This is a genomic window from Sulfurivirga caldicuralii (genome assembly GCF_900141795.1).
Taxonomy (GTDB): Bacteria; Pseudomonadota; Gammaproteobacteria; order Thiomicrospirales; family Thiomicrospiraceae; genus Sulfurivirga; species Sulfurivirga caldicuralii.
Window position 1 is genome coordinate 244,793 of the sequence record NZ_FSRE01000001.1, and the last position, 20,269, is coordinate 265,061.

Consider the following 20,269-nt stretch of genomic DNA (forward strand, 5'->3'; position numbering starts at 1 on the left):
ATTAGTTGTTGAATTGGCGGACATCGTCCGCTATAATTCGCAATCCTGTAATAGCAGCGGCCTGGCCGCTGCTTTTGTTTTCACATAAAAAGAGTTGTGGTATGGCTGCACAAAACATTCGTATCCGTCTGAAAGCGTTTGATCATCGTTTGATTGATCAATCCGCCAAGGAAATTACGGAAACGGCCAAGAAAACCGGCGCGCAAGTGCGCGGTCCGATCCCCTTGCCGACCCGTAAAGAGCGCTACACTGTGCTGATCTCGCCGCACGTCAACAAGGATGCTCGTGACCAGTACGAAATTCGTACCCACAAGCGTCTGCTGGATATTGTCGATCCCACTGACAAGACCGTTGACGCGCTGATGAAGCTGGATCTGGCGGCAGGTGTAGATGTGAAGATTGAGCTGCACTGATTATTGAAGTGTGGCAGGTTGGCCATCAATCGTAATGGTCAGTCTAAATCATAATAACGAGGAAATATTATGACTATTGGAGTCGTCGGTAAAAAAATCGGCATGACTCGCGTCTTCAACGAGGACGGGGTATCCGTTCCCGTCACCGTGATCCAGGTTGAGCCCAACCGAATTACGCAGTTGAAGAAGAGCGAGACAGATGGCTATTCCGCTATCCAGGTTACGACCGGTAAGAAGCATGCAGGTCGTGTAACCAAGCCTGAGGCAGGTCACTATGCCAAGGCGGGCACCGAAGCAGGTGTTGGTCTTTGGGAATTCCGCGTAGAGACTGATGCAGAACTCGAAGGTCTGGAGCTGGGTGCTGAATTGACAGTAGAGCGCCTTGCAGATGTCAAGAAAGTGGACGTAACCGGCACTACCAAGGGCAAGGGCTTCCAAGGTGGTGTAAAGCGCCACAACTTCCGTACTCAGGACGCCAGTCACGGTAACTCACTCTCTCACCGTGCTCCCGGTTCCATCGGTCAGAACCAGACACCGGGCCGTGTGTTTAAGGGCAAGAAAATGGCCGGGCACATGGGTAACGAGCGTCAGACCACGCTGAATCTTGAAGTGGTCAAGGTTGACGTCGATAACGGACTGGTGCTGGTTAAGGGTGCCGTCCCGGGTGCCAATGGCGGCATGGTCATTGTGCGCAAGGCAGTGAAGGGTGAGTGATATGGATATCAAGGTAATCAATTCTTCCACTGGTGAAGCTGCTGCGACCGTGGCCGTTGACGACAAAGTGCTGGGTGCCGACTTCAATGAGCCGCTGGTCCATCAGGTTGTAACCGCCTACATGGCGAAAGCGCGTGCAGGTACAAAAGCACAGAAAAGCCGCTCCGAAGTGAGCGGTGGAGGTGCCAAGCCGTGGCGCCAGAAGGGAACGGGTCGTGCCCGCGCCGGTACCATTCGTAGCCCCATCTGGGTGGGTGGTGGCCGCGCGTTCCCCAATAAGCCGCGCAGCTATGAGCAAAAGGTTAACAAGAAAATGTATCGCGCAGCCATGCGCAGCATTCTTTCAGAACTGAACCGCTCCGGTCGTCTGGTCATCGTAGATGACTTCAAGGTTGACGCACCGAAAACAAAGCAGTTCGTTGCCAAGCTGAACCAGCTTGGAGTCAAGGATGGTCTGATTGTCACAGAAGGTTTTGACGAGTACCTGTACCTGGCTTCTCGCAACCTGTACCACGCGGACGCCTGTGATGTAAACAGTGTGGATCCGGTAAGCCTGATCGGTTACGAAACCATCGTAATGACACAGGGCGCCCTGAAGCAGCTTGAGGAGAAACTGGCATGAATAAGGAACGCATCTATCAAGTTCTGCTGGCGCCGCACATTTCCGAGAAGAGCGCGCTGCTGGCCGACAAGGCAGATCAGTACGTTTTCCGTGTCGCCCCTGATGCGACCAAGCCCGAGATCAAGGCGGCCGTTGAGTCCCTGTTCGATGTGAAGGTGCAGTCTGTTAATGTCATCAACATCAAGGGCAAGCAGAAGTTCTTTCGCGGACGTCCGGGCAAGCGTAACGGCATGCGCAAGGCCGTTGTACGTCTGGCACCAGGCCAGGAAATCGATGTTATCGGTGGTGAGTAAGGAGTAATACTATGGCTATTATCAAAAAAGCAAAGCCGACTTCCCCGGGCCGCCGCTTCGTGGTCAGTGTCGTCGAGCCTTCCCTGCATAAGGGTAAGCCTTACGCACCACTGCTGGTCAAGAAGTCCAAGACAGGCGGCCGCAACAACTACGGTCGCATTACCGTGCGTCATCGCGGTGGCGGTCACAAGCAGCACTATCGTCTGATTGACTTCAAGCGCAACAAGGATGGCGTGCCCGGCGTTGTTGAACGTCTGGAATATGACCCGAACCGCAGTGCGCATATCGCCCTGATCAAGTATGCGGACGGTGAGCGTCGCTACATCTTGGCTGCCAAGAACCTCAAGGCCGGTGACACCGTCGTGTCCGGCGATGAGGCGCCGATCAAGGTGGGCAATGCCCTGCCGTTGCGTAACATCCCCGTGGGTACGGTTATCCATGGTATCGAACTGCGTCCAGGCAAGGGTGCACAGCTAGCACGTTCCGCCGGCGCATCCGCTCAGCTGGTTGGCAAGGAAGGCAAATACGTTCTGGTGCGTCTGCGCTCAGGCGAGATGCGCAAGATCCTGGCCGAGTGCCGTGCCACCATTGGCGAGGTGGGCAACTCCGAGCATAATCTGCGCAAACTGGGCAAGGCAGGTGCCAAGCGCTGGCGTGGCATTCGCCCGACCGTTCGTGGTGTTGCCATGAACCCGGTTGACCACCCGCATGGTGGTGGTGAGGGTCGCACATCTGGCGGCCGTCATCCTGTAACCCCGTGGGGCGTGCCGACCAAAGGCAAGAAGACTCGCAAGAACAAGCGCACGGACAAGATGATCGTCCGTCGTCGCAATGCTAAGTAAGGAAGGACACTATGCCACGTTCAGTTAAAAAAGGACCATTTATAGATCATCACCTTCTGAAGAAGGTGATGCAGGCTCAAGAATCTGGCGAAAAGCGTCCGATCAAAACCTGGTCTCGCCGCTCCATGATCATTCCCGAGATGATCGGCCTGACCATCGCGGTTCACAATGGCCGGGAGCATGTTCCGGTATACATTTCCGAGAACATGGTCGGACACAAGCTGGGAGAGTTTGCCATGACGCGCACATTCCGCGGTCATGCAGCCGACAAGAAAGCCAAGAAGCGTTAAGGAGTAGATTGCCATGCAAGTGAGTGCTACACATCGTTTTGCGCGCATCTCTCCGCAGAAAGCACGTCTGGTTGCTGACCTGATTCGCGGAAAGAGCGCAGAAGAAGCTGTCAATATTCTGGCATTTAGTAACCAGAAGGCGGCCAAGCTGTTTTACAAGGTGCTGCAGAGTGCCATCTCGAACGCCGAAAACAATGAGGGCGCTGATATCGATGAGCTGAAAGTGACGTCTGTCTATGTCAACGAAGGCCCTCGCCTGAAGCGTCTGCGTGCACGTGCCAAGGGTCGTGCAAACCGTATCCTCAAGCGCACCAGTCATCTGACTGTTGTCGTTGGCGACAAGTAAGGAGTTTAGAGATGGGACAGAAAGTACATCCGGTAGGCATTCGCCTCGGCATTACCAAGGACTGGAATGCGCGCTGGTTTGCCGACAGCAAGAACTATGCGGACTTCCTCAACAGTGATGTCGAGGTGCGCAATTACGTAATGAAAAAACTGTCACACGCCAATGTGAGCAAGGTTCACATCGAGCGTGTGGCCAATGGTGTGCGCCTGACGATCTTTACCGCCCGTCCAGGTGTGGTAATCGGCAAGAAAGGCGAAGACATCGAAAAGCTGAAGGCTGAACTGACCGGCATGCTGGGCATGGCGGTCAATATCGATATCTACGAAATCAAGAAGCCCGAGCTGGATGCCAAGCTGGTGGCCGATAGCATCGCGCAACAGCTTGAGAAGCGCATCATGTTCCGTCGTGCCATGAAGCGTGCTGTTGGCAATGCCATGCGCCTTGGTGCCGAAGGTGTCAAGGTAATGGTATCCGGCCGTCTGAATGGTGCTGAAATTGCGCGTACCGAATGGTACCGCGAAGGTCGTGTGCCGCTGCACACTTTCCGTGCCGACATTGATTATGCGTTTAGCGAAGCTGACACCACCTACGGCAAGATCGGCGTAAAAGTCTGGATCTTCAAGGGTGAGCGCCTTGGCAAGTTGCCGCTTGATCTGCACAAGCAGGAAAGCGGTCGTCGTGATCAAAAAGGCAGAAAAGGCCGTAGATAAGAAGGAATCGCACCATGTTGATGCCAAAACGTACGAAATATAGAAAGGTCCAGAAAGGCCGCAACCGTGGCCTGGCGCAGGCGGGCAACAAGGTCAGCTTTGGTGAATACGGCCTGAAGGCGCTTGAGCGTGGCCGTATCACGTCTCGTCAGATCGAAGCTGCACGTCGTGCCATGACACGCCATGTTCGCCGCGGTGCCAAGATCTGGATCCGGATCTTTCCTGACAAGCCGATTACTCAGAAACCGCTTGAAGTGCGTATGGGTAAGGGTAAAGGTAGCGTGGAATATTGGGTTGCAGAAGTTCAGCCCGGCCGCGTAATGTTTGAGATGCAGGGTGTGGACGAAAGCGTTGCACGCCGTGCCTTCGAGCTGGCGGCAGCAAAACTGCCTATCAAGTCCCAGTTCGTAATCAGATCGGTGATGTGATATGGATACCAAGACACTGCGTGAAAAGTCCGTTGATGAGCTGAAGGGGGTTTTGAACGACCTGCTCAAGGAACAGTTCAATCTGCGCATGCAGCATGCCACCGGGCAGTTGCAGAATACGGCACAGTTGCGCAAGGTGCGCCGTGACGTCGCGCGGGTTAAAACCCTGATTCGTGAAAAAGTGAGTGCTTGATTATGAGTGAAAACAAACAGGCTCGTACCGCCAAGGGTGTGGTGGTCTCCAACGGCATGGACAAGTCCATTGTCGTGCGTGTGGACCGCTATGTTAAGCACCCCAAGTACAAGAAGTTCGTGCGCAAGTCGACTAAAATCATGGCGCACGACGAAAACAACGAATGTAATGTGGGCGATACCGTAACTGTGGTAGAATCACGCCCAATTTCAAAACACAAGAGCTGGAAGCTGGTTCGTATCGACGAACGCGCTGCGCGCTAATCGATAAAAAGCTGACTTTCGAGTGCCGCTTCTTTGGCTAAGCCTGATTCTCAGGAACTGGCCAAATTAGCGGTATTGGTGTATACTTTTATTTTTTTTCCGCGGTTGGAAAGTGGAGTGCCGCTATGATTCAAATGCAAACAGTTCTGGATGTCGCTGATAACAGTGGCGCCAAGAAAGTTCAGTGCATCAAGGTGCTGGGCGGCTCGAAGCGGCGTTACGCTTCGGTTGGCGATGTTATCAAGGTGTCCGTTAAAGAGGCTGCCCCTCGTGGGCGTGTCAAGAAGGGTGATGTATACAACGCTGTTGTAGTTCGTACTGCAAAGGGTGTTCGTCGCCCCGACGGCTCGCTGATCAAGTTTGACGGCAATGCGGCTGTCATCCTGAATCAGAAGCTTGAGCCCATTGGAACACGTATCTTTGGCCCTGTTACACGCGAGCTGCGCGACAAGTTCATGAAGATCGTCTCGCTTGCGCCAGAAGTTATTTAAAGGTGAAAGAGATGAACCGAATCAAGAAAGGCGATGAAGTAATCGTTATTGCCGGCAAGGATAAGGGCAAGCGCGGCACTGTGTCCAAGGTGTTGGCCAATGGCAAGGTGATTGTCGACGGCATTAACTTGGCGAAGAAGCACGTGAAGCCCAATCCTATGACGGGTGAGCAGGGCGGTATCGTTAACAAGGAGATGCCGATTCATGCATCCAATGTTGCACTGTACAACCCTGAAACCGGCAAGGGGGACCGAGTTGGCTTCCGCATGGAAGGTGACAAGAAGGTGCGTTTTTTCAAGTCAACCGGCAAAGCCGTTGATGCTTAAGGTTTGGTGACAGAAATGGCAAGACTGAAAGAGCAGTACAAGAAAGAGGTTTTGCCCAAACTGATGGAACAGTTTGGATACAAGACCCCAATGCAGGCGCCACGTCTGACCAAGATCACCCTGAACATGGGTGTGGGCGAAGCCCTGGGCGACAAGAAGGTTCTCGACAACGCAATGGCAGATATGGCAGCAATCGCCGGCCAGAAGCCTATCAAGACACTTGCACGCAAGTCTGTTGCGGGCTTCAAGCTGCGTGCAGGCTGGCCCATCGGCTGCAAGGTTACCCTGCGTGGTGAACGCATGTATGAGTTTCTTGATCGTCTGATCAATATCGCCCTGCCGCGCGTGCGTGACTTCCGTGGTGTCAGTGCCAAGTCCTTTGATGGTCGTGGCAACTACAACATGGGGATCAAGGAACAGATCATTTTCCCTGAAATTGAATTTGAGAAGGTAGACGCCATTCGCGGGATGGATATCAACATCACCACGACTGCGGATACCGATGAAGAAGCAAAAGCGCTGCTCGAAGCGTTCAACTTCCCGTTTAAAAAGTAAAGGTGTGCAGTAATGGCTAAGAAATCCATGGTCGCGCGTGAACTGAAGCGCATCAAGACTGTACAGAAGTACGCTGAGAAACGCGCCAAGCTGAAAGCAATTGCTAATGACTTGAGCCGCCCGTTTGAAGAGCGAATGGAAGCGCTGGAGAAGCTGAACAAGCTGCCTCGCAATGCTTCACCTGTACGGGTACAGCGTCGCTGTCGTATCACTGGTCGACCGCACGCGGTCTATAGAAAATTTGGTCTTTCTCGGAACATGATTCGCCAGCTGGGTATGCAGGGCGATATTCCTGGCCTGAAGAAAGCAAGTTGGTAAGGATAAATAACCATGAGTATGTCTGATCCTATCGCAGATATGTTGACACGCATTCGCAATGCGCAGATGGCTAACCACGAAACCGTGGTCGTGCCCAGCTCCAAGCTGAAAAGGGCGCTGCTGGATGTGCTGTCCGCAGAAGGTTATATCAACGGCTACGAAGTCAAGGATAACGGCGGCAAGCCCGAGCTTGTCATCAATCTGAAGTACTATCAGGGCAAGCCCGTTATCGCTGAAGTAAAGCGCGTAAGCCGTCCCGGACTGCGTGTCTACAAGAAAAAGGACGAGCTTCCCAAGGTCATGGGGGGCCTGGGTATCGCGATTGTGTCAACGTCTAAGGGTGTGATGACCGATCACCAGGCGCGCAAGGCGGGCCTCGGTGGTGAAGTCGTCTGCACCGTTGCATAAGGAGCGTCACAATGTCTCGTATTGCCAAGAATCCCGTGACGATCCCTTCTGGCGTCGAAATCAAGGTTGACGGCCAGCAAGTGACAGTTAAGGGTCCCAAGGGATCCATTAGTAAAACGTTTAATGATGCGGTTGAAATTAAGGTTGAAGACAGTCTGGTCGTATTCGCACCCCGTGAAGGCTACAGCAATGGTTGGGCGCAGGCTGGTACCGCACGCTCCATCGTCAACAACATGGTGACAGGTGTCACTCAGGGTTTCGAAAAGAAGCTGCAGCTCGTCGGTGTTGGTTATCGTGCACAGGCACAGGGCAACGTGCTGAACCTGACCCTCGGTTTCTCTCACCCGGTTGCGCACAAGTTGCCTGAAGGCATCACTGCAGAGACCCCGTCCCAGACAGAAATCGTCATCAAGGGTGTGGACAAGCAGAAGGTGGGCCAGGTGGCTGCAGAGATTCGCGCCTACCGTCCGCCTGAGCCTTACAAGGGCAAGGGTGTTCGCTATGCAGACGAATACATTCTGCGTAAAGAAGCTAAGAAGAAATAAGGTATAGGGCAATGGATAAGAAAAAAGCGCGTTTGCGTCGAGCTCGCAAAACCCGTGGCAAGATTGCGCGCCTGCGCATGCCTCGCCTGTCCGTTCACCGTACGCCGCGTCATATCTACGCACAGGTGATCGATGCTGATGGCAGCACGGTGATTGCAGCGTGTTCGACCGTTCAGTCAGACATCAAGAGCCAGCTGGAAAAAACCGGCAACAAGACTGCAGCCGAGCTGGTAGGCAAAACAATTGCAGAGAAGGCCAAGGCGGCCGGCGTAACCAAGGTTGCGTTCGATCGTTCCGGTTTTCAATATCACGGTCGCGTTCAGGCGCTGGCAGATGCCGCGCGTGAAAACGGTCTGGAATTCTAAGAAGGGTGAGCTATGTCTTCACGTGAAATGAAGGAAAACCAGGAAGAGCTGATTGAAAAGCTCGTCTCCGTGCGCCGCGTTGCCAAGGTGGTGAAGGGTGGTCGCGTATTTGGCTTCTCGGCCCTGTGTGTCGTCGGTGACGGCAAGGGTCGCGTAGGGTACGCCAATGCCAAGGCTGCGGAAGTGCCTGTAGCCATCAAGAAGGCAATGGAAAAGGCGCGTCGCAACATGCGCAAGGTGCGCCTGAACAATAACACTATTCAGTATCCCATCAACTTCAAACAGGGTGCGGCGCATATCATCATGCTGCCAGCTTCTGAAGGTACGGGAACCATCGCCGGCGGTGCGATGCGTGCAGTGCTGGAAGCTGCGGGCGTAAAGGACGTACTGGCGAAATGTGTTGGTACGACACGTCCCGTTAACGTTGTCCGTGCAACGGCCGATGCGCTGGCTTCCATGAGCAGTCCTGAAGAAGTGGCAGCGAAGCGTGGCAAGCGCGTCGAAGAAATCGTAGGTGAATAATCATGGCTGACAAGAAGATCAAAGTAACTCTGGTTAAGAGCCTGATTGGTCGTCTGCCCAAACACAAGGCGTGCGTGCACGGTCTGGGTCTGCGCAAGATCAATCAGACGCGCGAAGTACTCGACACGCCTGAAAACCGCGGCATGATCAATAAAGTGGCATATCTGCTGAAGGTAGAGGAAGCTTAAGATGCGTTTGAATACACTCAAGCCTGCAGAAGGCGCAAAGAAGGCCAAGAAGCGTGTCGGCCGTGGTCCAGGTTCCGGCCTGGGCAAAATGGGCGGACGTGGACACAAGGGCCAGAAATCCCGTTCAGGCGGATTCCACAAGGTTGGATTTGAAGGCGGCCAGATGCCGATCCAGCGTCGTTTGCCCAAGTTCGGCTTCACCTCACGCAAGTCCCTGCGCCATCAGGAAGTGCGTCTGCACGAGCTGAACAAGGTGGATGCCGATGTGATCGATCTGGCAGCCCTCAAGGCTGCTGACGTGGTCAATGAAAACGTTCTGACCGTCAAGATCGTTCTGTCTGGTGAAATCACCAAACCGGTCAAGGTTGTTGGTATTCCCTGCACCAAGGGTGCCAAGGCCGCGATTGAAGCAGCCGGTGGCAGCGTAGAAGCCTGATATGAATCCAGCGATCAACTCTGGCCAGGCACGAGCCATCAATGAGCTGATGAAGCGCATCTGGTTTGTGCTGGGTGCCATTATCGTTTTTCGTCTGGGTGCGCATATTCCGGTGCCGGGTATTGATCCCGATGCGCTGAAGGCCATGTTCGACCAGCAAAAAGGCACCATCCTGGACATGTTCAATATGTTCTCAGGGGGTGCCTTGAGTCGTTTTTCAGTCTTCGCGCTGGGGATCATGCCCTATATTTCTGCGTCCATCATCGTACAGTTGATGAGTCATGTTTCGCCGACCATGTCCCAGTGGCGCAAGGAAGGCGAGGTAGGCAAACGCAAGCTGACCAAGTACACCCGCATCGGTACGGTAGTGCTGGCCACCTTCCAGGCCCTCGGTATCGCCATTGCGCTGGAGTCCCAGAGCATCGGCGGCCATAGCGTGGTGATCGATCCTGGCTTTACATTCAAACTGATCGCCGTGACCACGTTGGTGGCAGGAACGGTCTTTTTGATGTGGCTGGGTGAGCAGATCACGGAACGTGGGTTGGGTAACGGCATTTCCATCATCATCTTCGCCGGTATTGTTGCCGGGTTGCCTGCTGCATTGGGTGGTACCTTTGAGCAGGTCCGCACAGGCAGCATGCATACGATTACGGTGTTCGTGCTGCTGGGTCTGATCATTGCTGTGACAGCCTTTGTGGTGTTCATGGAGCGTGCGCAGCGCCGTATCCCGATTCAGTATTCCCAGCAGATGCGCGGTCGCAAGATGTATGGTGGTCAGGAAGGCTTCCTGCCATTGAAGATCAACATGGCCGGGGTGATTCCGCCCATCTTTGCTTCGAGCATTATTCTGTTCCCCGCGACCATTGCAGGTTGGTTTGGTAGTGCAGAGGGCATGAGCTGGCTCAAGGATTTGGCGACCACGCTGTCGCCGGGTCAGCCGCTGTATGTCCTGCTCTATGCACTGGCTATTATTTTCTTCTGCTTTTTCTATACGGCGATCGTGTTTGATCCCCGTGAAACGGCAGATAATTTACGCAAGTCTGGCGCCTTTATTCCGGGTATTCGCCCAGGTGAGGCGACAGCGCGTTACATCAATAAGATCATGGAGCGGCTGACTCTGGCTGGCGCCCTCTACATCACCGCAGTGTGCCTGCTGCCGGAGTTCCTGATCTTGTATTGGAATGTTCCGTTCTATTTTGGCGGAACCTCGTTGCTCATCATAGTTGTGGTGGTCATGGACTTCATGACTCAGGTCCAGGCGCAGCTGATGAGCAGTCAATATGAGAGCATGATGAAAAAGGCAAAGCTTAAGCGATAGCCTCAATCGCTAAGCTGGTGATAGGCAAGGTACTTGTGTATAATTGCCTGTTTTTCCGAATATATTTTTAGGAGAGCGTCAAGATGGCCCGTATTGCCGGCGTTAACTTGCCCCTGAACAAGCATGTCGTGATCGGTCTGCAAGCCATTTATGGCATCGGTCCGACCACATCCAAGAAAATCTGCGAAGCGGTTAACCTCGATCCGACCAAGAAAGTGCGCGAGCTGAGCGAGTCCGAACTGGCAGCACTGCGAGAAGAAATCAGCAAGTACAAGATCGAAGGTGACCTGCGTCGCGAAATTTCCATGAATATCAAGCGCCTGATGGACATGGGCTGCTACCGTGGCATCCGCCATCGCCGCAGTCTGCCTGTCCGTGGCCAGCGCACCAAGACCAATGCGCGTACCCGCAAAGGTCCACGCAAGCCCATCAAGAAATAAGCGAGTGTGAGATTTAGATATGGCTAAAGGTAAGAAAAATTCACCCAAGAAGAAGATCAAGCAGGTCGTGACCGACGGGGTTGCGCACGTGCATGCTTCCTTCAACAACACCATCGTGACCATTACCGATCGCTCTGGCAACACACTGTGCTGGGCCACTGCGGGTGGCAGCGGTTTCCGTGGTTCCCGCAAAAGCACGCCGTTTGCAGCACAGGTTGCAGCAGAGCGTGCTGGCGAGATGGCCAAGGAATACGGCCTGAAGAACCTTGAAGTGAAGGTCAAGGGGCCAGGCCCGGGTCGAGAATCTGCGGTGCGTGGACTGCATGCTGCCGGCTTCAAGATTACCGCAATCGCTGATGTGACGCCCATTCCTCACAATGGCTGTCGTCCGCCCAAGAAACGTCGTGTATAAGGGATAGATCACCATGGCAAGATATATTGGACCCAAGTGTAAATTGATGCGTCGCGAAGGGACGGATCTGTTCCTGAAGAGCGGCGTGCGTAGCCTCGAATCCAAGTGCAAGATCGATCAGCCACCAGGCGTACACGGTGCGCGTCGTGCACGTGTGACCGAATATGGTCTGCAGCTGCGCGAGAAGCAGAAGGTGCGTCGCATGTACGGCGTGCTGGAAAAGCAATTCCGCCGCTATTACAAGGAAGCGGATCGCCGCAAGGGTTCTACTGGTGTAAACCTGCTGCAACTGCTGGAAACCCGTCTGGATAACGTTGTTTATCGCATGGGCTTTGCCTCTACCCGTGCAGAAGCCCGTCAGCTGGTATCCCACAAGGCCATCAGCGTGAATGGCAAGACGGTAAATATCCCCTCCTATCAGGTACAGCCCGGTGATGTAGTGGCCGTACGCGAGAAGGCGAAAAACCAGGCTCGTATCGCCATGGCGATGGATATCGCCCAGCAGCGCGGTCTGCCGAGCTGGGTTGAGGTTGATCCGAAGAAATTCGAAGGTGTCTTCAAGGCGGTACCTGATCGTTCTGATCTGTCTGCCGACATCCAGGAAAACCTCATCGTCGAGCTTTACTCCAAGTAATCCTGATACGGAGACCGTTACTCATGCAACAGTTTTTAGAACAAATGCTGACACCGCAGCTGGTGGACGTGAAGCGCTACAGCCCCACGCGCAGCCGTGTGGTGCTGGAGCCGATGGAGCGTGGCTACGGTCACACGCTTGGCAATGCGCTGCGTCGCATTCTGCTGTCCTCCATGCCGGGTGCAGCGATTACACAGGTGCAGATCGACGGCGTCCTGCACGAATACTCAGCACTCGAAGGTGTGCGTGAGGACGTGCTGGAAATCCTCCTGAACCTCAAGGATGTGGCAGTCAAGCTTGACAATCGCGACGAAGCCGAGCTGGTCCTCAGCAAGGAAGGTCCTGGCGTAGTGACTGCTGGTGACATTCAGCTGGATCATGACGTCGAGATCGCTAACCCTGAGCATGTGATTGCACACCTTTCCGACGGCGCAAAACTGGAAATGCGTCTGAAGGTGGAGAAGGGTGTTGGCTATCGTCCTGCCGAGCTGTCCAGCGATAACCAGATCGGTGTACTGCGCCTGGATGCGGGTTTTTCTCCCGTTGTCACTGTCAGCTACGATGTCGAATCTGCCCGTGTAGAGCAGCGCACAGACCTTGACAAGCTGATCATCGATATCGAAACCAACGGCACCATCGATCCTGAAGACGCCATCAAGCTGGCTGCTTCCATCCTGAGCCACCAGCTGAGCGCCTTCGTTGATATGAAGCTGCAGAAGAAGCCTGAAGAGCAACCGGTTGAGGAGCTGAACATCGATCCGATCTATCTGCAGCCTGTAGATGATCTGGAGCTGACCGTTCGTTCCGCCAACTGCCTCAAGGCCGAGCAGATCTACTACATCGGTGATCTGGTACAGCGTACTGAACAACAACTGCTCAAGACCCCCAACCTGGGCAAGAAGTCCCTGCAGGAAATCAAGGACGTGCTTGCACAGCGGGGTTTGAGCCTGGGAACCAAACTGGACAACTGGCCGCCGGCACAGCTGGCAAACGCCAAGAACGAGTCCGTGTAAACGAAAGGAATTGAACCATGCGTCATCGTAAGAGTGGTCGTAAATTCAATCGCAACAGTGCGCATCGCAAGGCCATGTTCCGCAACATGTCTGCGTCACTGTTCGAGCATGAAATTATCAAGACAACCCTGCCCAAGGCCAAGGAACTGCGTCGCCATGCCGAGCCGCTGATTACCCTGGCTAAGGAAGACACCGTTGCCAACCGTCGTCTGGCCTATGCGCGACTGGGCAACAACCACCGTGCACGCGCCATCGTGACCAAGCTGTTTGAAGAGCTGGGTCCCCGCTACAAGGAACGCAACGGTGGCTATCTGCGCATTCTGAAATGCGGCTTCCGCCCCGGCGACAATGCGCCCATGGCGTACGTTGAGCTGGTGGATCGCCCCGTAGGTGGTGAAGAGGAAGCAGTGGAAGAAGCGGCTGAATAATCGGTTGCTTTTGCCATCTCGAAAGGCCGGCTTTATGCCGGCCTTTTTCGTATCGGTCATGTATGTCCGTTCCACGCTACAATTTGTATCATGACGTCTGAAATTGCCTGGTTTGACAGCCATATTCATCTGCACGCCATTCCGCCTGACGCCCGTGAGGCCTGTATCGGTGCGGGTGCCTGTGCGTTTGCCACGGCGCCGGATGACTGGGATGCGGTGTTACAGTTGAAATACCCGCGTGTGGTACGGGGGCTGGGCCTGCATCCCTGGCGCGTCCATCTCTTTGAGGACAACTGGCAGTCCGTCATGGATCGATTGGAACAGCATCTGCGTGACGATCCAACTTTGATCGTTGGCGAGATTGGCCTGGATTTTGACCCGCGCACACCGGCAGACCCTGCCTTGCAGCGCGAAGTTTTTCAGGCGCAGCTGGAGCTGGCACTGACCTATGATCGGCCCTGCTCCATTCATATTCGTAAAGCATTCGATGTGCTCTACCAGCATCTCAAACCCTTCACCAGCCTGCGCGGCAGCCTGCATGGATTCGGTGGCGGGCTGGGCGAGGCCCGCCGTTTCGTCAAGCTGGGGTGGAAAATCGGGGCTAATGGCATTGTGTGCCGAGACAATGCGCGCCGCTATCACGACCTGATTCGTGGACTGGGATTGGATCATCTGCTGCTGGAAACCGATGGTCCCTATGTCGCCCTGCCTGGTGCTGATCAGTTTCATTGTGGTGACATTGCCCAGATCGGCGCCCGTGTGTCACAACTGCTCGATCTTCCCCTCGAATCCGTTGCGCAGGAAACCACCCGGGCAGCGCAGGACCTTTTTCTGTTGCGAGCATCCTGAATCTCGCCTTATCACCTTGATCCTGCATGGAGGACACCGTGAACGAACACCTCAATGACCCGCTATTTGAACGCAGCCGCCTCGTGTTTGAGGATGCCGCCATCTTGCGCCTGCTGGATGCCCGTGTGCTGGTTGCCGGCTGTGGTGGTGTAGGGGGCTTTGTGGTGGAGGCGCTGGCGCGCGCCGGCGTGGGGGAGCTGGTGCTGGTGGATCACGATGTGGTCAGCCCCAGCAACCTCAATCGCCAGATCGTAGCGCTGCACAGCACGCTGGATCAGCCGAAGGTGGACGTGCTCAAGCAGCGCGTTGAGGATATCAATCCGCTGTGTCGGGTGGATGCTCGCCAGACCTTTCTGGCACCGGATGACATGCCCGCGCTGGTGGGCGAAAAGTTTGATTTTGTCGTGGATGCCATCGACAGCCTCAACTGCAAGGTGAGGCTGGTGTATGAAGCATGGCACCAGCAGGTGCCGGTGGTGTCTAGCATGGGGGCGGGGCGGCGCGTGGATCCGCGCTTTATTCGCGTAGCAGACCTGATGGATACCCACGGCTGCGGGCTGGCACGGCAGATGCGCCAGCGCCTGCGCAAGCTGGGTGTGGGCCGCGGCATCGAGGTGGTCTTTTCCGAAGAGCTGCCCAAGGCGCCCGGCCCCATGGAGGCGATTGAAGGTGCGCGGGGGCGTGTGGTAAATGGCACGGCCAGCTATATGCCGGGACTGTTCGGGCTGACGTTGGCCGGTCGCGTGATCCAGCGGCTTACTGCTTCGGAATAGGGGGGTCCCCGACTTTTTTCAGGGCGCAATTTTCGGCCGGTGTTCTGTGCCGCTAAAACGCGGCCATATCCGGGGGGGGCGGGCTCAGAGCTGCCCTTCGGCACTGAGTTTATTGAGGCCAGCCTGCTTGACCAGCCAAGGCGCCATTTTAAGGATGCCTAGGTGCTCGAAGCGGTTGAGCAGGCGGCGGATGACAGGACGTGCCTGCTCGACGGTCATGCCGGGCTTGAGTTCGGGCTGATAGAGCAGGCGCAGCATCACATAGTCCAGCGGCGAGAGTAGATCCCGACGGCTGCTGTCGTTGGCGATGGAGGGATTTACCCAGTCGGCATCGTTGGGCAGGCCCATCACCTGGGTAAGCTCTTCCACCACACAGGCGGGATAGATGCCGCGTTTGAAGGCGTGGTCCACAGGGATGATGACGGTGGCGCTGATGATTTCACCATGGCGGTTGGTGCTGTAATTGCCCATGCAGTTTACGCCACGCACAAAATGCCGCGCCTTGTCAGGCGGCATCAGGTAGTGGCGCGCAATGGCGGCGGCAAAGTCGCGATCGCGGGTTAGCACGATGTGCAGGCTGGGCTGCCGCGTCACCGGCACCATAACGATGCCGGTAACGGATTCCAGCTGATCCAGATGACGCAGAATGGGTGTTTCCAGCAGGGGTGAGGCCTTCACGCCGCCTTCGTATTCAATCTTCCAGTGAACCGGTCGGGTCCATTTGTTGAGGCGCTTGATGCCGGCGGCATATTCGCGCTTGAAGGCGATCTCGATAAACGCTTTTTCGATATAAGCCTTGTCTTGCCACGGTGGGCGCTGCCCCGCCTGCAGCGGCAGCGCAAGCAGCAACAGCAGCAGCCCTGCCGCACGCATCATGCCCGCTTCTCCAGCAGGGGTTTGAGATAGCGCCCCGTGTGGGATGCGGGGTTGTCGGCGACCGCTTCCGGCGTGCCAGTGGCAATGATTTCCCCGCCTTTCGCACCGCCTTCCGGGCCCAGATCCACAATCCAGTCGGCGGTCTTGATCACGTCCAGATTGTGCTCGATGACCACGATGGTGTTGCCGTGGTTGCGCAGGGTGAACAGCACCTTGAGCAGCTGCTCAATGTCGTAGAAATGCAGGCCGGTGGTCGGCTCATCAAGAATGTAGAGGGTGGCGCCGGTATCCCGCTTGGACAGCTCCCGCGCCAGCTTAACCCGCTGTGCCTCCCCACCGGACAGCGTAGTGGCACTCTGCCCGAGGCGGATATAGCCCAGGCCTACATCCATCAGCGTCTGCAGTTTGCGGGCGATGTTGGGAATGCTGTCGAAAAAGGCGCGTGCGTCCTCAACGGTCATTTCCAGCACGTCGGCGATGGTCTTGCCCTTGTAGCGGATCTGCAGGGTTTCGCGGTTGTAGCGTGCCCCGTGGCACACGTCGCAGGGCACATACACATCAGGCAAAAAGTGCATTTCCACCTTGATCAGCCCTTCGCCCTGACACGCCTCGCAGCGCCCGCCCTTGACGTTGAAGCTGAAACGCCCCGCCGTATAGCCGCGCGCGCGGGCTTCGGGCACGGCAGCAAACAGCTCGCGGATCGGCGTGAACAGGCCTGTGTAGGTGGCCGGGTTGGAGCGGGGTGTTCGGCCGATGGGTGACTGGTCGATATTGACCACCTTGTCAAAGTGTTCCAGTCCTTCCACAGATTCATACGGTGCCGGGGTGAGCAGCGCGCCATTCAGCTTGCTGGCGGCCAGCTTGTAAAGCGTTTCGTTAACCAGGGTGGACTTGCCGGAACCGGACACGCCGGTAACGCAGGTGAACAGCCCCACGGGCAATTCCAGATCCACGTGCTTGAGGTTGTTGCCGCGGGCGCCCTTGAGGTGCAGCCAGCGTTCGCCCGGGGGCTGGCGTTTATCCGGCACGGGAATGCGGCGTGTGCCGGCCAGATACTGGCCGGTGAGGGAGTGGGGATCGGCAGCAATGTCTTCCGGGGTGCCCTGCGCCATGACACGCCCGCCGTGCACGCCGGCGCCGGGACCGATATCCACCACGTGGTCGGCGGCGCGAATGGCATCTTCGTCGTGCTCCACCACGATCACGGTATTGCCCAGATCGCGCAGGTGGGTAAGAGTGCGCAGCAGGCGGTCGTTGTCGCGCTGATGCAGGCCGATGGAGGGCTCGTCCAGCACGTACATGACCCCCACGAGACCGGCACCGATCTGACTGGCGAGGCGGATGCGCTGCGCTTCGCCACCGGAGAGGGTGTCGGCGGAGCGGTCCAGGGTGAGGTAATCCAGCCCTACATCCACCAGAAATTTCAACCGAGCACGGATCTCCTTGATGATCTTGTCGGCAATCTGCCCCTTGGCACCGGGCAATTCCAGCTGTTCGAAAAAGGCCAGCAGGTCGCCCACCGGCTGGGCGGTGAGCTCGGGCAGGCTGCGCTCCGCCACAAACACATTGCGGGCGGTGACGTTCAGGCGGGCACCGCCACAGTCGGGGCAGGGAATGACCACGCGGTACTTGCTCAGCTCCTCGCGCACGGTACTGGAGCTGGCGTCCTGATAGCGCCGCTCCATATTGGGAATGACCCCCTCAAAGCGGCGCACATCGGTGTAGCGACCATGGGGCAGCGGTAGTTTCTCATCACCGGAGCCCCACAGGATGATATCCCGCGCCCGCTGGGGCAGTTCGTTCCACGGCGTTTCCATGTCGAAGCCGTAGTGGTCCGCCACGGCTTTGAGGATGTCGTAGTAATACTTGTGGCGACGGTCCCAGCCGCGAATGGCACCGCCGGCCAGGCTCAGTTCCGGGTGTACGACCACCTTGTCGGGGTCGAAGCGTTCGCTGTGGCCGAGGCCGTCGCAGGTGGGGCAGGCGCCCTGCGGGTTGTTGAAGGAAAAGATGCGCGGCTCCAGTTCCTGCACCGCATAGCCGCAGTGCGGGCAGGCGTACTTGTCGGAAAAGAGCATCGGCGCAAAGGTGCCTTCGTCCATGGGCACGACCAGCGCGGCGCCATCGCCCAGACGCAGGGCGGTTTCAAAGGATTCGGCCAGCCGTTGCGCCAGATCGGGACGCACTTTGAAGCGGTCGATGACCACCTCAATGGTGTGCTTCCTGTTCTTGTCCAGCTGCGGTGTGGGCGTCAGGTCCACCACCTCGCCGTCGATGCGGGCGCGCAGATAGCCCTGCGCCGCCAGTTCCTGCAACAGCTGCACATGCTCGCCCTTGCGGCCGCGCACCACCGGTGCCAGCAGCATCGCCTTGGTGCCTTCCGGCAGTGCCAGCACGGCATCCACCATCTGGCTGATGGTCTGCGCCTCCAGATCGCAGCCGTGGGTGGGGCAGCGCGGCGTGCCGGCGCGGGCAAACAGCAGGCGCAGGTAGTCGTAGATTTCCGTGACCGTGCCGACCGTGGAGCGGGGGTTGTGGCTGGTGGACTTCTGTTCGATGGAGATCGCCGGCGACAGTCCCTCAATGTGGTCCACATCGGGCTTGTCCATGACGGACAGAAACTGGCGCGCATAGGCAGACAGGCTTTCTACATAACGGCGCTGACCCTCGGCATAGATGGTGTCGAATGCCAGCGACGACTTGCCGGAACCGGACAGGCCGGTGATGACGATCAGCTTGTCGCGCGGCAGCTCCAGATCGATGTTTTTCAGATTGTGGGTGCGTGCGCCACGGATGACGATCTTGTCCAGCATGGTCGGTCATGGCCTGATTGCAAAAGAAAACATTATACGCGTTCGCGTGTGCGCGCCGTTGCGGCAGGGGGGGGCCGACTTTTTTGCGCCACGAAAAATTGGTCGCGGGGAAAGGCGCGTAAAAATGGGGTTTACGGGCCTGTTTGGGCTGTTTGAGTGCGCGTCTGAAGCCCAGTGGCTAACGATTTAAGAGAAACCGCATGCGTAAGGCTGCATGGGATCAGGACGATTGGATGCTGTGAACTCAGCCGTCGGCTCGGTGCTGCCCGCCATCATGGCAGCGGGCAACACCTTTGGCAGGGTCTTAGTTGCGGGCACCCAGTGTTTTTGCGCGTTGCTGACGGGCGGCCAGTTCTTCTTCACTGGGGACGGCGCCCTCCGCTTCGGGCCAGCCGCGGGCATGCTGCTGTACCAGATCAGCCAAGGCGGCGATATGGTCGTCGCGGTCGTTGAGCGCGGGGATGTAGCCAAAGCGTTCGCCGCCGGCTTCCATGAAGTATTCTCGGTTTTCTTCGTCGATCTCCTCGATGGTTTCGAGGCAGTCGGCCGAGAAGCCGGGGCAGATGACCTGCACATGCTTGATACCTTGGGCGGGCAGGGCCTTGAGGGTTTCGTCGGTGTAGGGCTTGACCCACTCTTCCTTGCCGAAGCGGGACTGGAAGGTGGTCATCACCTGGTCGGGTGCCAGCCCCAGCTTTTCCGCCACCATGCGCGTGGTGGCGTGGCAGGTGCAGGGGTAGGGGTCGCCGTTGTCCCAGTAGCGTTTCGGAATGCCGTGGTAGGAGAAGATCAGCTTGTCCGGTGTGCCGTGCTCGGCCTGATAGTCGCGGATGCTGTTGGCAAGCGCATCAATATAGCCGGGATGATCATGGTAGTGATTGACGAAGCGCAGCTCCGGGACCCAGCGCCAGCGCTGCAACTCGGCGCTAACGGCATCAAACGTGGAGCCAGTGGTGGCGGCAGCGTACTGCGGGTAGAGGGGCAGAACCAGCAGGCGCTGCACATTCCTGGCCTTGAGTTCGCGCAGGGCACTGGCGATGGAGGGGTTGCCATAGCGCATGCCGAGTGCGAATTCGACGCGGCCCTGCAGCTGGCTGCTCAGTTGGGCCTTGAGCTTGTCCAGCTGGCGCTGGCTGATATTGAGCAGCGGTGCGCCGGGGCCTTCGCTGTCCCATACGCTGGCGTAGGCTTCAGCGGAGGAGTGTTTGCGTTTGGGGATGATGAGCAGGTTGAGGATCAGCTTCCACAGCCAGCGCGCCGGCGGCGGTTCGACCACGCGCGGATCTTCGAGAAATTCCTTCAGATAGGGCTTGAGCGCCTCGGGCGTGGGTGCATCCGGCGTGCCGAGATTGGTGATCAGGATACCCAGCGCGGGCGGCTCGGCGTGGTTGTAGTCGGTCTGTCCCAGATATTGCATGTGATTCGCTCGGATTTGAGTTTGCGCC

Annotated in this window: 32 protein-coding genes; 29 read left to right on the forward strand and 3 right to left on the reverse strand. The window is 56.8% G+C overall.

Going from position 1 to position 20,269, the window contains the following annotated elements; genetic code table 11:
* The first annotated feature begins 101 nt into the window (after positions 1–101).
* The 29 genes from rpsJ (at position 102) to BUQ81_RS01355 (ending at position 15,135) form a co-directional block, all read left to right on the forward strand.
* A complete protein-coding gene (gene rpsJ, locus BUQ81_RS01215) occupies positions 102–413 on the forward strand; it encodes a 30S ribosomal protein S10 (RefSeq protein ID WP_074200574.1) in 312 nt (103 codons plus the stop codon).
* 69 nt (positions 414–482) lie between these two features.
* The gene (rplC, locus tag BUQ81_RS01220) at positions 483–1,127 is read left to right on the forward strand and encodes a 50S ribosomal protein L3 (protein WP_074200575.1); all 645 of its coding nucleotides are present in this window, start codon (positions 483–485) and stop codon (positions 1,125–1,127) included.
* A gap of 1 nt (position 1,128) precedes the next feature.
* Positions 1,129–1,749, forward strand: a complete 621-nt coding sequence (gene rplD, locus BUQ81_RS01225; RefSeq protein ID WP_074200576.1) for a 50S ribosomal protein L4 — start codon at positions 1,129–1,131, stop codon at positions 1,747–1,749.
* Complete coding sequence (rplW, locus tag BUQ81_RS01230; protein WP_074200577.1) at positions 1,746–2,042, forward strand: 50S ribosomal protein L23; 297 nt, start codon at positions 1,746–1,748, stop codon at positions 2,040–2,042. The genes rplD and rplW overlap by 4 nt, the downstream gene beginning before the upstream one ends.
* A gap of 11 nt (positions 2,043–2,053) precedes the next feature.
* Positions 2,054–2,884: a 50S ribosomal protein L2 gene (gene rplB, locus BUQ81_RS01235; protein ID WP_074200578.1), complete on the forward strand. Its 831-nt coding sequence runs from the start codon at positions 2,054–2,056 to the stop codon at positions 2,882–2,884.
* 11 nt (positions 2,885–2,895) lie between these two features.
* A complete protein-coding gene (gene rpsS, locus BUQ81_RS01240) occupies positions 2,896–3,174 on the forward strand; it encodes a 30S ribosomal protein S19 (protein WP_074200579.1) in 279 nt (92 codons plus the stop codon).
* A 13-nt stretch (positions 3,175–3,187) separates the two neighbouring features.
* Positions 3,188–3,520: a 50S ribosomal protein L22 gene (rplV, locus tag BUQ81_RS01245; RefSeq protein ID WP_074200580.1), complete on the forward strand. Its 333-nt coding sequence runs from the start codon at positions 3,188–3,190 to the stop codon at positions 3,518–3,520.
* An 11-nt stretch (positions 3,521–3,531) separates the two neighbouring features.
* Positions 3,532–4,230, forward strand: a complete 699-nt coding sequence (gene rpsC / locus BUQ81_RS01250; protein WP_074200581.1) for a 30S ribosomal protein S3 — start codon at positions 3,532–3,534, stop codon at positions 4,228–4,230.
* 14 nt (positions 4,231–4,244) lie between these two features.
* Positions 4,245–4,658 (forward strand): 50S ribosomal protein L16, encoded by a 414-nt coding sequence (gene rplP / locus BUQ81_RS01255; RefSeq protein WP_074200582.1) that lies wholly within the window; start codon positions 4,245–4,247, stop codon positions 4,656–4,658.
* Position 4,659: 1 nt separating this feature from the next.
* Positions 4,660–4,851 (forward strand): 50S ribosomal protein L29, encoded by a 192-nt coding sequence (rpmC, locus tag BUQ81_RS01260; protein ID WP_074200583.1) that lies wholly within the window; start codon positions 4,660–4,662, stop codon positions 4,849–4,851.
* A gap of 2 nt (positions 4,852–4,853) precedes the next feature.
* The gene (gene rpsQ / locus BUQ81_RS01265; RefSeq protein ID WP_074200584.1) at positions 4,854–5,114 is read left to right on the forward strand and encodes a 30S ribosomal protein S17; all 261 of its coding nucleotides are present in this window, start codon (positions 4,854–4,856) and stop codon (positions 5,112–5,114) included.
* A 125-nt stretch (positions 5,115–5,239) separates the two neighbouring features.
* Positions 5,240–5,605 (forward strand): 50S ribosomal protein L14, encoded by a 366-nt coding sequence (gene rplN, locus BUQ81_RS01270; protein WP_074200585.1) that lies wholly within the window; start codon positions 5,240–5,242, stop codon positions 5,603–5,605.
* 11 nt (positions 5,606–5,616) lie between these two features.
* A complete protein-coding gene (gene rplX / locus BUQ81_RS01275; protein ID WP_074200924.1) occupies positions 5,617–5,931 on the forward strand; it encodes a 50S ribosomal protein L24 in 315 nt (104 codons plus the stop codon).
* 15 nt (positions 5,932–5,946) lie between these two features.
* Entirely contained in the window at positions 5,947–6,486 is a 540-nt protein-coding gene (gene rplE, locus BUQ81_RS01280; protein WP_074200586.1) for a 50S ribosomal protein L5, read from the forward strand.
* 12 nt (positions 6,487–6,498) lie between these two features.
* Entirely contained in the window at positions 6,499–6,804 is a 306-nt protein-coding gene (gene rpsN / locus BUQ81_RS01285; protein WP_074200587.1) for a 30S ribosomal protein S14, read from the forward strand.
* A 12-nt stretch (positions 6,805–6,816) separates the two neighbouring features.
* A complete protein-coding gene (gene rpsH / locus BUQ81_RS01290; protein ID WP_074200588.1) occupies positions 6,817–7,212 on the forward strand; it encodes a 30S ribosomal protein S8 in 396 nt (131 codons plus the stop codon).
* A gap of 11 nt (positions 7,213–7,223) precedes the next feature.
* A complete protein-coding gene (rplF, locus tag BUQ81_RS01295; RefSeq protein ID WP_074200589.1) occupies positions 7,224–7,757 on the forward strand; it encodes a 50S ribosomal protein L6 in 534 nt (177 codons plus the stop codon).
* A gap of 11 nt (positions 7,758–7,768) precedes the next feature.
* The gene (gene rplR, locus BUQ81_RS01300; protein ID WP_074200590.1) at positions 7,769–8,122 is read left to right on the forward strand and encodes a 50S ribosomal protein L18; all 354 of its coding nucleotides are present in this window, start codon (positions 7,769–7,771) and stop codon (positions 8,120–8,122) included.
* A 12-nt stretch (positions 8,123–8,134) separates the two neighbouring features.
* Positions 8,135–8,644: a 30S ribosomal protein S5 gene (gene rpsE / locus BUQ81_RS01305; protein WP_074200591.1), complete on the forward strand. Its 510-nt coding sequence runs from the start codon at positions 8,135–8,137 to the stop codon at positions 8,642–8,644.
* A 2-nt stretch (positions 8,645–8,646) separates the two neighbouring features.
* Positions 8,647–8,832 carry a 50S ribosomal protein L30 gene (rpmD, locus tag BUQ81_RS01310; RefSeq protein WP_074200592.1) on the forward strand — a complete coding sequence of 62 codons (186 nt, stop codon included), beginning with the start codon at positions 8,647–8,649 and terminating at the stop codon, positions 8,830–8,832.
* 1 nt (position 8,833) lies between these two features.
* Positions 8,834–9,268 carry a 50S ribosomal protein L15 gene (rplO, locus tag BUQ81_RS01315; protein ID WP_074200593.1) on the forward strand — a complete coding sequence of 145 codons (435 nt, stop codon included), beginning with the start codon at positions 8,834–8,836 and terminating at the stop codon, positions 9,266–9,268.
* A gap of 1 nt (position 9,269) precedes the next feature.
* A complete protein-coding gene (gene secY, locus BUQ81_RS01320; protein WP_074200594.1) occupies positions 9,270–10,586 on the forward strand; it encodes a preprotein translocase subunit SecY in 1,317 nt (438 codons plus the stop codon).
* A gap of 83 nt (positions 10,587–10,669) precedes the next feature.
* A complete protein-coding gene (rpsM, locus tag BUQ81_RS01325) occupies positions 10,670–11,026 on the forward strand; it encodes a 30S ribosomal protein S13 (protein WP_074200595.1) in 357 nt (118 codons plus the stop codon).
* A gap of 19 nt (positions 11,027–11,045) precedes the next feature.
* Positions 11,046–11,438 (forward strand): 30S ribosomal protein S11, encoded by a 393-nt coding sequence (gene rpsK, locus BUQ81_RS01330; RefSeq protein WP_074200596.1) that lies wholly within the window; start codon positions 11,046–11,048, stop codon positions 11,436–11,438.
* 13 nt (positions 11,439–11,451) lie between these two features.
* Positions 11,452–12,072 carry a 30S ribosomal protein S4 gene (rpsD, locus tag BUQ81_RS01335; protein ID WP_074200597.1) on the forward strand — a complete coding sequence of 207 codons (621 nt, stop codon included), beginning with the start codon at positions 11,452–11,454 and terminating at the stop codon, positions 12,070–12,072.
* 23 nt (positions 12,073–12,095) lie between these two features.
* On the forward strand, positions 12,096–13,085 hold the full coding sequence (locus BUQ81_RS01340; RefSeq protein ID WP_074200598.1) for a DNA-directed RNA polymerase subunit alpha: 990 nt from the start codon (positions 12,096–12,098) through the stop codon (positions 13,083–13,085).
* Positions 13,086–13,102: 17 nt separating this feature from the next.
* Positions 13,103–13,513: a 50S ribosomal protein L17 gene (rplQ, locus tag BUQ81_RS01345; protein ID WP_074200599.1), complete on the forward strand. Its 411-nt coding sequence runs from the start codon at positions 13,103–13,105 to the stop codon at positions 13,511–13,513.
* Between the two features lie 90 nt (positions 13,514–13,603).
* Complete coding sequence (locus tag BUQ81_RS01350; protein WP_074200600.1) at positions 13,604–14,362, forward strand: TatD family hydrolase; 759 nt, start codon at positions 13,604–13,606, stop codon at positions 14,360–14,362.
* A 26-nt stretch (positions 14,363–14,388) separates the two neighbouring features.
* Complete coding sequence (locus BUQ81_RS01355; RefSeq protein WP_074200601.1) at positions 14,389–15,135, forward strand: tRNA threonylcarbamoyladenosine dehydratase; 747 nt, start codon at positions 14,389–14,391, stop codon at positions 15,133–15,135.
* An 84-nt stretch (positions 15,136–15,219) separates the two neighbouring features.
* Here BUQ81_RS01355 and BUQ81_RS01360 read toward each other — a convergent pair whose 3' ends face one another.
* The 3 genes from BUQ81_RS01360 to hemH form a co-directional block, all read right to left on the reverse strand.
* Positions 15,220–16,011, reverse strand: coding sequence for a DUF2927 domain-containing protein (locus BUQ81_RS01360; protein WP_074200602.1), 792 nt, complete (start codon positions 16,009–16,011; stop codon positions 15,220–15,222).
* Complete coding sequence (gene uvrA / locus BUQ81_RS01365) at positions 16,008–18,824, reverse strand: excinuclease ABC subunit UvrA (protein ID WP_074200603.1); 2,817 nt, start codon at positions 18,822–18,824, stop codon at positions 16,008–16,010. Before uvrA ends, BUQ81_RS01360 begins: the two co-directional genes overlap by 4 nt.
* Positions 18,825–19,128: 304 nt before the next feature.
* Positions 19,129–20,241, reverse strand: coding sequence for a ferrochelatase (gene hemH / locus BUQ81_RS01375; RefSeq protein ID WP_074200605.1), 1,113 nt, complete (start codon positions 20,239–20,241; stop codon positions 19,129–19,131).
* Positions 20,242–20,269 lie beyond the last annotated feature (28 nt).

Coding starts and splice junctions, on each gene's coding strand:
- hemH (WP_074200605.1), bottom strand. CDS start 20,241: ATGCAATATCTGGGACAGACCGACTACAACCACGCCGAGCCGCCCGCG.
- rplF (WP_074200589.1), top strand. CDS start 7,224: ATGTCTCGTATTGCCAAGAATCCCGTGACGATCCCTTCTGGCGTCGAA.
- rplN (WP_074200585.1), top strand. CDS start 5,240: ATGATTCAAATGCAAACAGTTCTGGATGTCGCTGATAACAGTGGCGCC.
- rpsN (WP_074200587.1), top strand. CDS start 6,499: ATGGCTAAGAAATCCATGGTCGCGCGTGAACTGAAGCGCATCAAGACT.
- rplX (WP_074200924.1), top strand. CDS start 5,617: ATGAACCGAATCAAGAAAGGCGATGAAGTAATCGTTATTGCCGGCAAG.
- rpsC (WP_074200581.1), top strand. CDS start 3,532: ATGGGACAGAAAGTACATCCGGTAGGCATTCGCCTCGGCATTACCAAG.
- rplW (WP_074200577.1), top strand. CDS start 1,746: ATGAATAAGGAACGCATCTATCAAGTTCTGCTGGCGCCGCACATTTCC.
- rplV (WP_074200580.1), top strand. CDS start 3,188: ATGCAAGTGAGTGCTACACATCGTTTTGCGCGCATCTCTCCGCAGAAA.
- BUQ81_RS01355 (WP_074200601.1), top strand. CDS start 14,389: ATGGAGGACACCGTGAACGAACACCTCAATGACCCGCTATTTGAACGC.
- rplQ (WP_074200599.1), top strand. CDS start 13,103: ATGCGTCATCGTAAGAGTGGTCGTAAATTCAATCGCAACAGTGCGCAT.
- rpsE (WP_074200591.1), top strand. CDS start 8,135: ATGTCTTCACGTGAAATGAAGGAAAACCAGGAAGAGCTGATTGAAAAG.
- rpsH (WP_074200588.1), top strand. CDS start 6,817: ATGAGTATGTCTGATCCTATCGCAGATATGTTGACACGCATTCGCAAT.
- secY (WP_074200594.1), top strand. CDS start 9,270: ATGAATCCAGCGATCAACTCTGGCCAGGCACGAGCCATCAATGAGCTG.
- rpsQ (WP_074200584.1), top strand. CDS start 4,854: ATGAGTGAAAACAAACAGGCTCGTACCGCCAAGGGTGTGGTGGTCTCC.
- rplD (WP_074200576.1), top strand. CDS start 1,129: ATGGATATCAAGGTAATCAATTCTTCCACTGGTGAAGCTGCTGCGACC.
- rplE (WP_074200586.1), top strand. CDS start 5,947: ATGGCAAGACTGAAAGAGCAGTACAAGAAAGAGGTTTTGCCCAAACTG.
- rpmC (WP_074200583.1), top strand. CDS start 4,660: ATGGATACCAAGACACTGCGTGAAAAGTCCGTTGATGAGCTGAAGGGG.
- rpsM (WP_074200595.1), top strand. CDS start 10,670: ATGGCCCGTATTGCCGGCGTTAACTTGCCCCTGAACAAGCATGTCGTG.
- rpmD (WP_074200592.1), top strand. CDS start 8,647: ATGGCTGACAAGAAGATCAAAGTAACTCTGGTTAAGAGCCTGATTGGT.
- rpsD (WP_074200597.1), top strand. CDS start 11,452: ATGGCAAGATATATTGGACCCAAGTGTAAATTGATGCGTCGCGAAGGG.
- rplP (WP_074200582.1), top strand. CDS start 4,245: ATGTTGATGCCAAAACGTACGAAATATAGAAAGGTCCAGAAAGGCCGC.
- rplB (WP_074200578.1), top strand. CDS start 2,054: ATGGCTATTATCAAAAAAGCAAAGCCGACTTCCCCGGGCCGCCGCTTC.
- BUQ81_RS01350 (WP_074200600.1), top strand. CDS start 13,604: ATGACGTCTGAAATTGCCTGGTTTGACAGCCATATTCATCTGCACGCC.
- rplC (WP_074200575.1), top strand. CDS start 483: ATGACTATTGGAGTCGTCGGTAAAAAAATCGGCATGACTCGCGTCTTC.
- BUQ81_RS01360 (WP_074200602.1), bottom strand. CDS start 16,011: ATGATGCGTGCGGCAGGGCTGCTGCTGTTGCTGCTTGCGCTGCCGCTG.
- rpsK (WP_074200596.1), top strand. CDS start 11,046: ATGGCTAAAGGTAAGAAAAATTCACCCAAGAAGAAGATCAAGCAGGTC.
- rpsS (WP_074200579.1), top strand. CDS start 2,896: ATGCCACGTTCAGTTAAAAAAGGACCATTTATAGATCATCACCTTCTG.
- rplR (WP_074200590.1), top strand. CDS start 7,769: ATGGATAAGAAAAAAGCGCGTTTGCGTCGAGCTCGCAAAACCCGTGGC.
- uvrA (WP_074200603.1), bottom strand. CDS start 18,824: ATGCTGGACAAGATCGTCATCCGTGGCGCACGCACCCACAATCTGAAA.
- rpsJ (WP_074200574.1), top strand. CDS start 102: ATGGCTGCACAAAACATTCGTATCCGTCTGAAAGCGTTTGATCATCGT.
- rplO (WP_074200593.1), top strand. CDS start 8,834: ATGCGTTTGAATACACTCAAGCCTGCAGAAGGCGCAAAGAAGGCCAAG.
- BUQ81_RS01340 (WP_074200598.1), top strand. CDS start 12,096: ATGCAACAGTTTTTAGAACAAATGCTGACACCGCAGCTGGTGGACGTG.